Source organism: Amycolatopsis sp. NPDC051106 (assembly GCF_040682775.1).
In the GTDB taxonomy this organism is placed as follows: Bacteria; Actinomycetota; Actinomycetes; order Mycobacteriales; family Pseudonocardiaceae; genus Amycolatopsis.
The window spans coordinates 70,439-84,446 of the sequence record NZ_JBFBBQ010000035.1 but is presented as its reverse complement, the minus strand read 5'-3'; the positions used below and the strand labels follow the sequence as shown (position 1 = coordinate 84,446).

General features: G+C 68.9%; 9 protein-coding genes and 1 pseudogene. 4 read left to right on the top strand and 6 right to left on the bottom strand.

The features are described from left to right. Positions 1 to 94: 94 nt before the first annotated feature. A pseudogene (locus AB0M83_RS25310) lies at positions 95 to 313 on the top strand (HNH endonuclease signature motif containing protein); the annotation flags it as partial. A gap of 725 nt (positions 314 to 1,038) precedes the next feature. Here AB0M83_RS25310 and AB0M83_RS25305 read toward each other — a convergent pair. The 3 genes from AB0M83_RS25305 to AB0M83_RS25295 are packed head-to-tail and all read right to left on the bottom strand — an operon-like array spanning position 1,039 to position 3,164. Next, positions 1,039 to 1,473 (bottom strand): VOC family protein, encoded by a 435-nt coding sequence (locus AB0M83_RS25305; RefSeq protein ID WP_364520803.1) that lies wholly within the window; start codon positions 1,471 to 1,473, stop codon positions 1,039 to 1,041. Positions 1,474 to 1,491: 18 nt separating this feature from the next. Continuing rightward, positions 1,492 to 2,070: a CE1759 family FMN reductase gene (locus AB0M83_RS25300; RefSeq protein ID WP_364520802.1), complete on the bottom strand. Its 579-nt coding sequence runs from the start codon at positions 2,068 to 2,070 to the stop codon at positions 1,492 to 1,494. Further along, positions 2,067 to 3,164: an LLM class flavin-dependent oxidoreductase gene (locus tag AB0M83_RS25295; protein WP_364520801.1), complete on the bottom strand. Its 1,098-nt coding sequence runs from the start codon at positions 3,162 to 3,164 to the stop codon at positions 2,067 to 2,069. The genes AB0M83_RS25300 and AB0M83_RS25295 overlap by 4 nt, the downstream gene beginning before the upstream one ends. 107 nt (positions 3,165 to 3,271) lie before the next feature. On the opposite strand from AB0M83_RS25295, the gene AB0M83_RS25290 reads away from it, so the two are divergent. From AB0M83_RS25290 to AB0M83_RS25280, 3 genes are all read left to right on the top strand, one after another. After that, on the top strand, positions 3,272 to 4,639 hold the full coding sequence (locus tag AB0M83_RS25290; RefSeq protein WP_364520800.1) for a hypothetical protein: 1,368 nt from the start codon (positions 3,272 to 3,274) through the stop codon (positions 4,637 to 4,639). 136 nt (positions 4,640 to 4,775) lie between these two features. Next, positions 4,776 to 6,827 carry a DNA topoisomerase IV subunit B gene (locus tag AB0M83_RS25285; RefSeq protein WP_364520799.1) on the top strand — a complete coding sequence of 684 codons (2,052 nt, stop codon included), beginning with the start codon at positions 4,776 to 4,778 and terminating at the stop codon, positions 6,825 to 6,827. 27 nt (positions 6,828 to 6,854) lie between these two features. After that, the gene (locus AB0M83_RS25280) at positions 6,855 to 9,338 is read left to right on the top strand and encodes a DNA topoisomerase IV subunit A (protein ID WP_364520798.1); all 2,484 of its coding nucleotides are present in this window, start codon (positions 6,855 to 6,857) and stop codon (positions 9,336 to 9,338) included. Between the two features lie 73 nt (positions 9,339 to 9,411). Here the strand turns inward: AB0M83_RS25280 and AB0M83_RS25275 are convergent, their stop codons facing one another. The 3 genes from AB0M83_RS25275 to AB0M83_RS25265 all read right to left on the bottom strand — a co-directional run bounded on the left by AB0M83_RS25275 (position 9,412) and on the right by AB0M83_RS25265 (position 13,925). Further along, positions 9,412 to 10,719: a family 1 glycosylhydrolase gene (locus tag AB0M83_RS25275; RefSeq protein ID WP_364520797.1), complete on the bottom strand. Its 1,308-nt coding sequence runs from the start codon at positions 10,717 to 10,719 to the stop codon at positions 9,412 to 9,414. Between the two features lie 67 nt (positions 10,720 to 10,786). Beyond that, complete coding sequence (locus AB0M83_RS25270) at positions 10,787 to 12,064, bottom strand: ThuA domain-containing protein (RefSeq protein ID WP_364520796.1); 1,278 nt, start codon at positions 12,062 to 12,064, stop codon at positions 10,787 to 10,789. Positions 12,065 to 12,098: 34 nt separating this feature from the next. Then, on the bottom strand, positions 12,099 to 13,925 hold the full coding sequence (locus tag AB0M83_RS25265) for a glycoside hydrolase family 3 N-terminal domain-containing protein (RefSeq protein ID WP_364520795.1): 1,827 nt from the start codon (positions 13,923 to 13,925) through the stop codon (positions 12,099 to 12,101). Positions 13,926 to 14,008: the final 83 nt, after the last annotated feature.

Sequence of the window (14,008 nt, the reverse complement as noted above, 5' to 3'; positions counted from 1 at the left end):
TCTTGAACTCTCTCGAGAATGTACTGGCCATCTGAACAACCTCCAGCGGTCATGACAACCACTCTGACGGTGTCCGCCACCTTGGGGCAAGCTCAAAGGTCACCACGTCCGGCACTGGGCTGATGGCGGCCCGACCGAGTTGGGCAACCTGGTCCTACTGTGCGCCCACCACCACCGACTCCTGCACCGCTCCGGCTGGCAAGTCCGCATCGCCACCGACGGCCTACCCGAATTCCTACCACCCGTGTTCCTGGACAAACGCCGAAAACCCCGGCGCAACAACCTCCACCAACCACTCCCGTTCGCAGCCTGAACAACCGAACACGGGAAAGGCCCGCAGCCAACCGGCTACGGGCCTACACCCACGCCCCGAGCAATCCACAACCCGCTCTCGGCGGATCGCAATGCAGGGCTCCAGCTCATCCGCACCCCACGTCAGCGCCCAGACACTCAGGCTCCTCAGAGCCGGTGTCGGCGAACAGGCACTCCGTGTCGACCGCCGAAAAGCCCGGCAGTGCCAATACTTCCGAGTAAAGCTCTACGCAGCACCGACCCAGTTGTATCCGCAGCCCACATACCGACCGTGCGATTCCGGACCGCATCCCAACCACAGCTCGGACCGGCCGACCGAAGCCTTCAGCCCTGTACACCCACACCCAGCGCACCAAGCTCCAGGCAGCTGGTCCCACCGGCCGGCGGCGCGGAACGGGGCCACAGACCCGCAGCAGCCCCAGCTCCTCCGCAACCCCGTAAGCGCTCAGAACCCGCATCGGCGAGCAGCAACTCCCGAAACCCCGCCAGTACCAGACGGCCGAGCAAAGCTCTAGGCAGCACCGGCCCCCGGCTGCAGCCCAAACACTGATCGTGCGGTTCCAGACCTCGCACCGCGACCATCCACCAGCGCAGAACCCGTTCCCAAAGGCCACCCACAGCGCGGACCAGCCAACAGAAGCTCTATCCAGCAACAGCCCGGAAACCCCACCCAGCCCACACCGACCGCCCGCGCGAAATCGAGCCACAAACCCGCAGCTCAGAACCTCAGTCGAGGCAGAACTCGTTCCCCTCAACGTCCCGCATCACGATGCAAGACTCATTGAACTCATCGGCCAGAAGCACCCGCTCCTGCACCGCCCCCAGCGCAACCAACCGCGCGCACTCCGCCTGCAGAGCAGCCAAGCGCTCCTCCCCGACCAACCCGGTACCGACCCGCACATCGAGGTGCACCCGGTTCTTCACGACCTTCCCCTCGGGCACCCGCTGGAAGAACAACCGCGGCCCCACACCGGAAGGATCACCGCACGCGAACGCCGCCCCCTGGCGGTCCGGGGGCAGCGATGCGTCGTAGTCCGCCCAGCTCGCGAAGCCCTCCGGGGGTGCTGGGACGACGTATCCCAGCACCTCGCACCAGAACCGGGCCACGCGCTCGGGTTCCGCGCAGTCGAACGTGATCTGGACCTGCCTGATCGACCCCATCAGCCCACCCTAGCGGGATCATTCACCCGCGCCCGCCAGCAGCTGGTCGAACGGGACGAACGCCGGCTCGGCGGCCGCCGAGGGACGGCCGGCCGCGAGCGTGGCCAGTTCCGCCCCCGCCTTCTCGATGCGTCGCTGCAACTCCCCGCCCCAGTCCGACGAAGCCGCATACACCCCGGTCGCCACCGGATCCGCCTTCAAGTAAGCGAACAACGGCCTCAGCTGGTAGTCCAGCACCAGGGAATGCCGCTCGGTGCCGCCCGTCGCGCCCAGCAGGACCGGCTTGCCCACCAGGGAGTCCGCGTCCAGCACGTCGAAGAACGACTTGAACAACCCGCTGTACCCGGCCGTGAACACCGGTGTCACCACGATCAGCGCGTTCGCGTCGACCACCGAAGCGATCGCCGAACGCAGCTCCGGGCTGGGGAAGCCGGTCAGCAGGTTCTTCGTCACGTCCAGCGCGATGTCCCGCAGCTCCACCACCGAAACCGACACCGGCGACGGCGAAGCGGCGACCGTGGCCGCCGCCAGCCGGTCCGCCAGCAGCCGGGTGGACGACGGGACCGACAGCCCCGCCGTCACCACCGCGAGCTTCATGCCGACACCTCTTCCGAAACCGGAGCAGCAGCAGCCACCAGCGACGCGTGCGTCGGAGCGTCCGGGACATGGGCGGGACGCAGCGAGTCCAGCTCCTTGCGCAACACCGGCACCACTTCCGAGCCCAGCAGGTCCAGCTGCTCCAGCACCGTCTTCAGCGGCAGACCCGCGTGGTCCATCAGGAACAGCTGGCGCTGGTAGTCACCGAAATGCTCGCGGAACGTGAGCGTCTTGTCGATGACCTCCTGCGGGCTGCCCACCGTCAACGGCGTCTGGTCGGTGAACTCCTCCAGCGACGGGCCGTGGCCGTACACCGGCGCGTTGTCGAAGTACGGGCGGAACTCGTTCCACGCGTCCTGGGACTTCGGCCGGATGAACGCCTGGCCGCCGAGCCCGACGATCGCCTGGTCCGCCGTCCCGTGGCCGTAGTGCTCGAAGCGCTGGCGGTAGAACGCGATCAGCTGCTGGAAGTGCTCCTTCGGCCAGAAGATGTGGTTGGCGAAGAAGCCGTCGCCGTAGAACGCCGCCTGCTCGGCGATCTCCGGGCTGCGGATCGACCCGTGCCACACGAACGGCGGAACGTCGTCGAGGGGCCGCGGCGTGGACGTGAAGCCCTGCAGCGGCGTGCGGAACTTGCCCGACCAGTCGACGACGTCCTCGCGCCACAGCCGGCGCAGCAGCGCGTACTTCTCGATGGCCAGCGGAATGCCCTGGCGGATGTCCTCGCCGAACCACGGGTACACCGGGCCCGTGTTGCCGCGGCCCATCATGAGGTCGACGCGGCCGTCGGCCAGGTGCTGCAGCATCGCGAAGTCCTCGGCGATCTTCACCGGGTCGTTCGTGGTGATGAGCGTCGTCGACGTCGACAGGATGATCTTGGACGTCCGGGCCGCGATGTGGCCCAGCATCGTCGTGGGCGACGACGGCACGAACGGCGGGTTGTGGTGCTCGCCGGTCGCGAAGACGTCGAGACCGACCTCTTCCGCCTTGAGCGCGATGCGCACCATCGCCTTGATCCGCTCGTGCTCCGTCGGCGTGGTGCCGTTCGTGGGATCGGTCGTGACGTCGCCCACCGTGAAGATTCCGAACTGCATGACCTGCTCCCTTCGCGACCCCCATCTTACATGCGCGTTCAACTACTTCCAAGCAAGAGATATTCCGGCCGTCAATGCCGTAGGGGGCACCAAGTAAGGTCATGGACATGGACGCGGAGCTCGGTCGGCTGGGTCTGGCAGAACGTTCGGTACGCCTTCTCACGGGCCGCGACATCTGGGGTTCGATCACCCCGCTGCTCGCGCCTCGCCGGAACCTGGTGGCCGCCTTCGGCCACGTCGGGCCCGGTGCGGCAGCGCTGCTGCCGCTGGAACCCGGCGACACGGTGATCACGGACGCGAGCCTGGACACCGTGCTGTCCGGCGCGACGAGCCCGCACGCCCTGCTGCACTGGGTGAAGGCGGGCGTGATCGTGCACTCGCTGCGCGGGCTCAACGCGAAGCTGGTGATCGCCGAGGACGAACCGTCGTTCGTGGTGGTCGGCTCCGCCGACGTCACCGCCGCCGGCCCGCGGCAGCTGTTCGAAGCCGTGACGGTCTCCCACGAGAAGCACACCGTCGAGGAGGCCCAGGAGGCCTGGCTCGAGTGGTGCGACCTGGCGGGCCCCTCGCTGACGGTGGGCGACCTGGAGCCGCTCCTGGAGCAGTACGGCGCCGGCAAGTTCGTCACCGCGCCGCGCACGACGCCCCCTGTCCGCTCCGCGGCACCCACCCGGTCCGCGGTCACGAGCCGCCCGGCGACGCCGGTCCGCCCCGCTGCCGTGACCCCGCCGCCGTCCCCGGTGCGCCCCGCGGCGCCGTCGCCCGTCCGCCCCGCGGCGCCGACCCCGCCGCCGTCGCCGGTCCGGCCCGCGGCACCGGCACCGGCCGTTCCGCAGGCAGCCGATTCCCCGCCGCCCGCCGCGGCCACACCGGCCGAGCCGGATTCCCCCGCCACGTCGCCGGCTGCCGCCACGCCGACGGCCGAAGAGCCGGAACCGGTTGCGACGGAGACCGAGACCGAAGCCACCGACGTCCCCCGGCCCGCCTGGCCGCGCCCGGCCGAGCTGTACCTCGTCAGCCTCGTCGAGGGCGGCGAACCGAACGCCGAGGCCGCGTACCGGCTCGAAGAGCTGCAGCGCGAATACACCCACCCCGGCGAGAACGGCGAACAGCCGTTCCGCGTCGAGCTGTTCTGGGCCGACGACGGCCAGGGCCAGGACCCGCCGCGCACGCTCCGCCCGGGCGTGCACGTGATCCGCGTCTACAGCCAGAAGCAGGGCCGTGCCCTGGTCGGGTCGCGGATCGAGGCCCCCGGTCTCGTGCTGCAGGCCTACACCGACGAGTTCGCCTACCCGCGCCGCACCTACTGCTACATCCTGACCCGGGAGACGGCCGCGAGGCCGCTGTTCGGCGAGCTCCGCAAGGGCCTCGCGACGATCGGCGAGAAGCCGAACTTCCGGAACAGCTTCCAGGTCCCGCGGAAGATCGAAGCCCTGCTCGCCCTGTGGCCCGACCTGGGCTACGACCCCAAGTAGCGGGCGGCGCGCGCCACTCCGGAGCAGGGAGCGCGCGAAAGTTGTCGGGGGTGGCGGATATCCTGCAGTACGGTGCAGGCTCCAGGCCGCGCCATCCCAGCACTTTTCGCGAGCCACGATCCGGGAGAACGACCCTGTGACTGCCGAGACCTTGTACGGGGCCGACGACCTCACCCACCTCGAGGGTCTCGAAGCCGTCCGCAAACGCCCCGGGATGTACATCGGCTCCACCGACAGCCGGGGCATCAACCACCTCTTCTCCGAGGTGGTGGACAACTCGACGGACGAGGGCGTCGCGGGCCACGCGACCAAGGTCGTCGTCACGCTGCACGCCGACGGCAGCGTCCAGGTGGACGACGACGGCCGCGGCATCCCCACCGGCACCCACGCGAAGTCCGGTTTGTCCGGCGTCGAACTGGTCCTGACCCGGCTGCACGCGGGCGGCAAGTTCGGCGGCTCCGGCTACAAGACCTCCGGCGGCCTGCACGGCGTCGGCGCTTCGGCGGTCAACGCGCTGTCCCACCGCTTCGACGTCACGGTGAAGCAGGACGGCAAGGTCCACCAGATGTCGTTCAAGCACGGCGTCCCCGGCACCTTCGACGCGCCCGGCCCCAAAGCCAAGTTCACCCGCCGCTCCGGGCTGAACCTCGTCGGCAAGATGAAGCGCGGCGAGCGCAGCGGCACGTCGATCCGCTACTGGTACGACGCGCGCTACTTCGAGTCCGGCGCGGCGCTGGACGTCGAGGCCGTGCGGACCAAGATGCGCAACACCGCGTTCCTCGTCCCGGGCGTCACGTACGTGCTGCGCACGGCGATCGAAGACACGATCAACGAGGAGACCTTCCACTTCCCGCACGGCCTGGTCGACATGGTCGACTTCCTCACGCCGTCGGGCGAGAAGCCGGTCTGCGGCACGCTGCTGATCACCGGCGAGGGCACGTACAAGGAGAACGCGGCGGACGCGGCCGGCGTCATGCAGTCCAATGTGGAGCGGCACGCCGAGATCGAGGTGGCGCTGCGCTGGGGCACCGGCTACGAGCGCACGGTGGAGTGCTTCACCAACACGATCCGCAACGTCCACGGCGGCACGCACCGCCGCGGCTTCGACCGGGCGATGGCGAAGGCGTTGCAGGACGCCATCTCCAAGACCCGCGGGCTGCTCAAGCCCAAGGAGGACATGCCGACGATCGAGGACGTCCTCGAGGGCATGACCGCGGTCGTGCACGTCCGGCTGCCGGAGCCGCAGTTCACGTCGCAGACGAAGGACGAGCTGTCCACCGCCGGCATCACCCGGGTCATCCAGGGCATCGTCGACAAGCACGTGAAGGCCTGGACCGAGGACCGCAAGACGAAGTCCGAGGCGAAGGTCGTGCTGCAGAAGGTGGTCGACGCCTCGCGCGTCCGGCTCACCCAGAAGCAGCAGAAGGACGCGGCCCGGCGCAAGACCGCGCTCGAGGGCGCGGCGATGCCGCCGAAGCTGGTCGACTGCCGCACCACCGGCGTCGCCCGCAGCGAGCTGTTCCTCGTCGAGGGTGACAGCGCGCTGGGGTCGGCGCGGATGGCGCGCGTGTCGGAGTACCAGGCGCTGCTGCCGCTGCGGGGCAAGATCCTGAACGTGCAGAAGGCGTCCCTCGGCGACACGCTGAAGAACGCCGAGATCGCGTCGATCGTGCAGGTCCTGGGCGCGGGCACCGGACGCACGTTCGACCTGACGACCATGCGCTACGGCCGCGTCATCCTGATGGCGGACGCGGACGTCGACGGCTCGCACATCCGGACGCTGCTGATCACGCTGTTCGCGAAGTACATGCGGCCGGTGATCGAGGACGGCCGGCTGTACGCGGCGATGCCGCCGTTGCACAAGCTGGTCACGAAGGGCCGCAACGCGGAAACGCACTTCACCTACACCCAGCAGGAGATGGAGTCCAAGTACGCGGAGCTGGAGCGGGCGGGCAAGAGCATCGTCACGCCGGTGCCGCGGTTCAAGGGTCTCGGCGAGATGGACGCCGACGAGCTGTGGGAGACCACGATGAACCCGGCCACCCGTTCGGTCCGCCGGATCACGATGGACGACGCCGAAGCCGCCGAAGGCGCGCTGGAACTGCTGATGGGCGAGAAGGTCGAGCCCCGGCGGAACTGGCTGGTCGCCTCTTCGGACCGGATCGACCGCGACGCCATCGACGCTTAATTTTCGCTGCTACCAAGGAGTTCAGCCGTGGCACGCCGCAAGGGCACCACCACCAAGGTCGATCCCAGCGCGTTCGACCGCGCCGGCGCGAACGTCTTCGACAACTCGCTGAAGACCGAGATCGAAGACTCGTACCTGGAGTACGCGTATTCGGTCATCCACTCGCGCGCCCTGCCGGACGCGCGGGACGGCCTGAAGCCGGTGCACCGCCGGATCCTGTACTCGATGAACGAGAACGGCTACCGCCCGACGCACGCGTACGTGAAGTCCTCGCGCGTGGTCGGCGACGTCATGGGCAAGTACCACCCGCACGGTGACGTCGCGATCTACGACGCGATGGTGCGGCTGGCACAGGACTTCTCGCTGAACGTCCCGCTCATCGACGGGCACGGCAACTTCGGCTCGCCCGACGACGGCCCGGCCGCCTCGCGGTACACCGAAGCGCGGATGTCGCCCGAGGCGATGCAGCTGGTCGGCGAGCTCGGTGAGGACACCGTCGACTTCCGCCCGAACTACGACGGCTCGCTCGAAGAGCCGTCCGTGCTGCCGGCGGCGTTCCCGAACCTGCTGGTCAACGGCACGTCCGGGATCGCGGTCGGGATGGCGACCAACATGATCCCGCACAACCTCGGCGAGGTCGTCGCGGCGGCGCGGTGGCTGATCACGCACCCGTCCGCGACGCTCGACAAGCTGATGGAGTTCGTCCCCGGCCCCGACCTCCCGACCGGCGGCAGCCTCCTGGGCCTGGACGAGGTGCGCCGCGCGTACGAGACCGGCCGCGGTGTCGTCCGGATGCGCGCGAACGTCGAGACCGGGCCCCTCGAAGGCAGCCGCGGGCGGCAGGCGATCACCGTCACCGAGCTGCCCTACGGCGTCGGCCCGGAGAAGGTGATCGAGAAGATCACCGACGAGGTCAACAAGTCCAAGCGGCTCACCGGCATCGCCGACGTCAAGGACCTCACCGACCGCGAGAACGGCACGCGGCTCGTCATCGAGTGCAAGGTCGGCGTCAACCCGCAGGCGCTGCTCGCGGACCTCTACCGGCTCACGCCGCTGGAGCAGTCGTTCGGCATCAACAACCTGGTGCTCGTCGACGGCCAGCCGCAGACGCTCGGGCTGAAGGAGCTGCTGGAAGTCTTCCTCCGGCACCGCTACGAGGTCGTCACGCGGCGCACCAAGTACCGGCGCCGGAAGCGCGAAGAGCGGCTGCACCTGGTCGACGGCCTGCTGATCGCGCTGCTGAACATCGACAAGGTGATCAAGCTCATCCGCGAAAGCGAGAACGCGCAGGCCGCGAAGGACGGCTTGATGACGCGCTTCAAGCTGTCGGAGATCCAGGCGACGTACATCCTCGACACCCCGCTGCGCCGGCTGACGAAGTACGACCGGCTGGAGCTGGAGTCGGAGCAGGAGCGGCTGCGCGAGGAGATCGCCGAGCTGTCCAAGATCCTCGACGACGAGTCGGTGCTGAAGAAGCTGGTCTCGGCGGAGCTGGCGAAGATCGCGAAGGACTTCCCGACCGAGCGCCGCACGTCGCTGATCGACGGCGACCTCAAGGAGGTCCTGGCCGCGTCGAAGCCGTCCGGTCCGCTGGAGGTCACGGACGACCCGTGCCAGGTGATCCTGTCGGCGACCGGGCTGGTGGCGCGCACGGCGGCGGAGTCCGAGGAGTCGACAGAGACCCGCCGGCGCAACGGCCGCGTGAAGCACGACGCGGTGGCGGCGGTGGTCCACACGACCGCGCGCGGTCAGATCCTGCTGGTGACCAGCCGAGGCCGGGCGTTCAAGACGGACGTCCTGCCGTTGCCGGTGCTGCCGGAGCAGGCGGGCACGGTCTCGCTGCGTGGCGGCATGGCGGCGCGTGAGCTGGTTCCGCTGGAGAAGGGCGAGACGGTCGTCGGCATCGCGCCGCTGGGCGAGCAGGCGGCGGGTTCGCCGGGCTTGGCCCTCGGCACGAAGGCCGGGGTGGTGAAGATCTGTTCGCCCGAGTGGCCGGTCCGGTCGGACGAGTTCGAAGTGATCTCGCTGAAGGACGGCGACGAGGTGGTCGGCGCGACCTGGCTGACGGACGGCACGGAGACCCTGGCGTTCATGACGTCGGAGGCGTCCCTACTGAAGTACGCGGCCTCGCTGGTCCGCCCGCAGGGCCTCAAGGGCGGCGGCATGGCGGGCATCAACGTGGGCGCGGGTTCGGCGGTCTTCTTCGGCGCGATCCGCACGGACGACGACGAGCACGGCGAGCCGATGGTGATCACCTCGACAGGTCAGAGCGTGAAGGTGACGCCGTTCAGCGAGTACCCGGCCAAGGGCCGCGCGACGGGCGGCGTCCGGGCGCAGCGGTTCCTCAAGGGCGAGACGGCGTTGCGGGTGGCGTGGATCGGCCCGCGTCCGGCAGGCGCGGCGAAGAACGGGGACCCGGTGGAGCTGCCGGAGATCGACGTCCGCCGCGACGGCTCGGGCCACGCCCACCCGGGCCCGGACGTGGTCGGCCACCTCATCGAGCGCGACTGACCCCCAAGCCTCTGAAGGCCACCATGAGGGCATCCAGTGCCCTCATAGTGGCCTTCAGAGCATCCGGGAGACGTCAGCCCAGCGGGGCCACCGGGCCCGGGTAGCGGGCCGGGTCGAGGCAGCTGCCCAGGCCGTCGACGACCGAACAGAACCCCGGCGGCCGCACCGGTGTGTAGCCGGCCGGGACGCCGTGGCCCGCGATCAGCTGCCGGTACGCCGCCACGGCGTCGGTCGGCCGGCGCGTCAGCGTGGCGTCCGAGCGGGCGTCCACTGTGTACAGTCCGAACCGCGGCTGGTAGCTGCCCCACTCGTAGTTGTCGGTGAGGCTCCAGTAGTTGTAGCCGATGACGTTCATGCCGTCGGCCTTCGCGCGCTGCACCCAGTAGATGTGGTCACGCAGGTGGTCCGAGCGCGTGTAGCCGTCGGGCCGCGCGTTGCCGTTGTCGGTCGGCATCCCGTTCTCGACGACGTACAGCGGTAGGCCCGGGAACTTCCGCGCGTAGTAGCGGAGCGCGTAGTAGATCCCGTCCGGCTGCGGCGTCACCTTCCAGAACTCGCCGCTCGCCGCGTGGACGGCACTGAGGTTGTCGAGGCTCGCGCCGTAGTAATAGTCGAGGCCGGCGAAGTCGAGCTTGTCGCGCACCTGGTCGAGGAACGACGCGTCGAGCACGCCCTGCACGGCCGGGATGTAAGCGGTGTTGCTGGACACGAGCGCGCCGGGATCCAGCTGGTGGATGAGGTCGTACGCCGCGCGGTGCACCTTGACCAGCCGCGCCTGCGCCCACGGCAGCTTCCACCCGGCGAGCCCGCCGTTGGCGGTCTCGTTCTGCAGATAGACGGTCGGCTCGTTGATCGTGATCCAGAGTGCGCCGAGACCGCGGTAGCGCTCGACGACGCGGCGGGCGTTGGCGAGCCAGGCGTCGACCGTGCGGTCGCTGTCCCAGCCGCCCTGGTCGGCGACCCAGCCCGGGTAGACCCAGTGGTCGAGGGTGATCATCGGCCGCATCCCGGCGGCCAGGACGCGGTGCACGACGTCGTCGTAGTACGCCAGCTCGGCTTGGTCGACCTGGCCGGGCCGCGGCTCGATCCGCGCCCACTCGACGCTGAAGCGGAACACGTTCACGCCGAGCTGCTTCGCGCGGTCGATGTCCTCGGCGTAGTGGTGCCGGAAGTCGACGGACTGGAGGTAGGGCTCCTTGATCGACGACGTCTTCGCCTGCTCGTAGCGGCGCCAGTTGCTGTCGGGCGCCGAACCTTCGGCCTGGTAGCCCGACGTCGCGACGCCCCAGAAGAACGGCTGCGCGGCGACCGCGGGACTCACGCCGGCCAGCATCCCGGCCAGCAGGGCCACCACCACGAGGATCGATCGGTTCCCGCGCACCACGGCATCCTCCTCAGCCAACGTGAAGAGCATTCATGTTAGCCGAGGAGGTGCCGTGGCGCATCCCCTAGGCGACCTTGAACGACTGAGCGGCGCTGCCGTCACAGGTCGACTGGACCAGCTGGACGCTGTCCGCGGTGGACGCTCCCGGCACGGTAAGGCACTTGCCGCTGTGGCGGGCGACGAAGTGGTAGTAGCCGCTGCCCTCCGAGACCGGCTGCCACTGCTGGTTGTTCCCGCCGCTGTAGGACCACAGCTGCAGGCCGGCGTTGTCCGTCGTCGCCACGTTCGTGACGTCGATGACCTCGGCCGGGTTCGTGCGGTTGTTGATCCGGTCGAAACCGCCACTGGTCGCGGCGAACTGGTACTGCTGGGCCGTGGTGCCGTTGCAGGTGTACTGCTGGATCACGGTGCCGTTGGTGCTGCCCGCGGCGCGCGCGTCGACGCACTTGCCGGAGGCCTTGTTCGCCACGGCGTACCAGGCCGACGGGTCGATCGTGCCCGGGTCGGTCGGCGTGGTCGAACCGCCGCCCAGCCACTTCAGGCCGTCGAGCAGGAACCGGTTCTGGTCGGCGCTTTCGAACGTCGAGGACAGCGCGGTGTTCGTGTCGTAGTTCATCGCGTTGTGCCCGAAGTTCGAGTAGATCATCTTGTAGTTCTTGTTCGTCCACGCGATCGGGTAGTACCCGCTGCTCCAGGTCTGGCTCGGGTCGGTGCCGATCGGGAACGTGGACTGGTCCATCGACGCCAGGATGGTGATGTTGCTGTTCTGGCGCAGGTCGTTCTGCCAGGCGTACCACTCGGACGTCGACGACTTGATCGTCGCCGGCAGGTTCACCGTCGACGGGTGCGTGCGGTTCTCGATCTTCAGCGTCTCCGCCGTCGGGCCCCACGTGTTCGAGGTGAACCGGCCGGTGCCGAGGAAGTCGTTGTGGAACCAGTTGGCGTACGACGGCGTGTCAGCGTCGTTGTAGGCCGTGACGTGGAAGCCGTAGAAGGCGCCGCCCGCCTGCATGTACCGCTGGAAGCCCTGGAACTGCGCCTGCGACTGCGGCTGGTCGTCGAGGAACATGACCACCTGGTACTGGCTCGGCGTGAGGGTCGTCAGCTGGTTCCAGTTGGTCGTCGCGGTGTAGGTGAAGCCGTTGGCCGCCGCCTGCTGCGGGAACCAGACGTTGGCTTCCTTCTCGAAGCTGATGTGCGCGGCGTCGTACGTGCCGCTGTAGAAGGCGAGCACTTTGAACGGCGTCGCGGCCTGCACGGCCGGAGCGCCGAGGGTGAGCCCCAGGCAGGCGGCGAAGAAGGCCAATACCCGGATCAGGGGGCGGCGGGATCTTGATGACATGCGGGTGTTCCTTCCGGTGGGGGCGGGGAAACGGTCACCAGTGGCGCGAGTAGTGCAGGCCGTAGCCGTAGGGGAACAGCGCGGGCTTCCCGTCGCCCGCGTTGATCGGCTGCTGGTCGGCGCTGCGCATCCACGTCACCGGCAGCTTGCCGGTCGGGTTGTAGTCGCCGAAGAGGACGTCCGCGACGCCCTGACCTTCGCTGCCCGGCAGCCACGACTCGACCAGCCCGGCCCAGTCCGGCAGCTGCGCCGCGATGTCGAGCGGGCGCCCGGACACGAGCACGACCACCGTCGGCACGCCGGAGTCCTTCAGCTTCTGCAGGGTGGCGAGGTCGGTCGTGTCGAGTCCCATCCCTTGTGGACGGTCGCCCTTGCCCTCCGCGTACGGCGTCTCCCCCACGACGGCGACGGCGACGTCGTAGCTCTGGTCGATCCCGGTGCCGTCCTTGGCGAAGGTCACGTTCGAGGACGTGCTCTTGATGCCCTGCAGGATCGTGGTGCCGGGGATCACCGGGCCGCTGGTGCCCTGCCAGCCGACCGTCCAGCCGCCGGACTGGTTGCCGATGTCGTCCGCGCTCTTGCCGGCCACGAAGATCTTCTCGCGCTTCGACAGCGGCAGCACGTGGTTCTCGTTCTTCAGCAGCACCTGGGACTCGCGGACGGCCTGACGCGCCAGGTCACGGTGCTGCTTGCTGCCGATCGTGGCCAGGAACCGGCGGTCGGTGAGCGGGTGCTCGAAGAGGCCGAGCTCGAACTTCTTCGTCAGGATGCGCTTGTTCGCGTCGTCGATCCGTGCCATCGGCACGCGGCCTTCTTGGACCAGCGTGCGCAGCGTGTCGATGAACTTCCGCCACTCGTAGGGCACCATCACCATGTCGATGCCCGCGTTGATCGACGCTTCGACCTCTTCGGGGGTGAAGCCGGTCTTGCCGTCGATCTTGTCGACGCCGTTGTAGTCCGAGACGACGATGCCCGTGAAGCCGAGCTCCTTCTTCAGGACGTCGTTGACCAGGTACGAGTTGGCGTGCAGCTTCACGCTGTTCCAGCTGCTGTAGGAGATCATCACCGACCCGACGCCGCGCTGGACGGCGGCCTTGAACGGCGGCAGGTGGATCTGACGCAGCTCTTGCTCGCTGATCTCGGTGTTGCCCTCGTTGACGCCGCCGGTGGTGCCGCCGTCGCCGACGTAGTGCTTGGCCGTGGCGAGGACCGATCCCGGCCGGTCGAGCGAACGCCCTTGCAGGCCGGTGATGATCGACGTCATCTCGGTGGCCAGCTGCGGGACCTCGCCGAAGGACTCATAGGTGCGGCCCCAGCGGTCGTTGCGGGCGACGCACAGACAGGGCGCGAAGTCCCAGTCGATGCCGGTGCCGGAGACCTCTTCCGCGGTGGCGCGGCCGATCTTCTCCACCAGCCGCGGATCGCGTGTCGCGCCGAGGCCGATGTTGTGCGGGTAGACGGTGGCGCCGTAGAGGCCGTTGTGCCCGTGGACGGCGTCGACGCCGTAGATGAGCGGGATGCCCAGCGGCGTGGCGAGGGCGGCCTTCTGGAAGCCGTCGTACATGTCGGCCCAGGTGACCGGCGTGTTCGGGGTCGGCTGCGAACTGCCGCCGGAGAGCAGCGAGCCGAGCCGGCCGGTGGTGACGTCGGCCGGGCCGGCGACCCCGAGGCGTTCGGCCTGCATCATCTGGCCGAGCTTGTCGTCGAGGGTCATCCGGGACATCAGGTCGGCGACCCGGACCTTCACCGGGCGCCAGGAATCCTTGTACGCCCGGCCGTTTCCGGCGAGGGCGGGGGCTTCCGACGCCACCAGCAACCCCAGTGCCAGCGCGCCGATGCCCAGTCTGCGTCCGAGCCCCATCCGGGTCCTCCTCGTCGAGAGACCGAAATTCACGCCTTGAATTAAGGCACAGTGTTTCCAGGTTGGTCCAGACCTCTGACCGA

What these genes read in the sequence shown, in the direction of transcription:
- AB0M83_RS25305 (WP_364520803.1), bottom strand. Translation starts at nt 1,473, where the DNA reads ATGGGGTCGATCAGGCAGGTCCAGATCACGTTCGACTGCGCGGAACCC.
- AB0M83_RS25300 (WP_364520802.1), bottom strand. Translation starts at nt 2,070, where the DNA reads ATGAAGCTCGCGGTGGTGACGGCGGGGCTGTCGGTCCCGTCGTCCACC.
- AB0M83_RS25295 (WP_364520801.1), bottom strand. Translation starts at nt 3,164, where the DNA reads ATGCAGTTCGGAATCTTCACGGTGGGCGACGTCACGACCGATCCCACG.
- AB0M83_RS25290 (WP_364520800.1), top strand. Translation starts at nt 3,272, where the DNA reads ATGGACGCGGAGCTCGGTCGGCTGGGTCTGGCAGAACGTTCGGTACGC.
- AB0M83_RS25270 (WP_364520796.1), bottom strand. Translation starts at nt 12,064, where the DNA reads ATGTCATCAAGATCCCGCCGCCCCCTGATCCGGGTATTGGCCTTCTTC.
- AB0M83_RS25265 (WP_364520795.1), bottom strand. Translation starts at nt 13,925, where the DNA reads ATGGGGCTCGGACGCAGACTGGGCATCGGCGCGCTGGCACTGGGGTTG.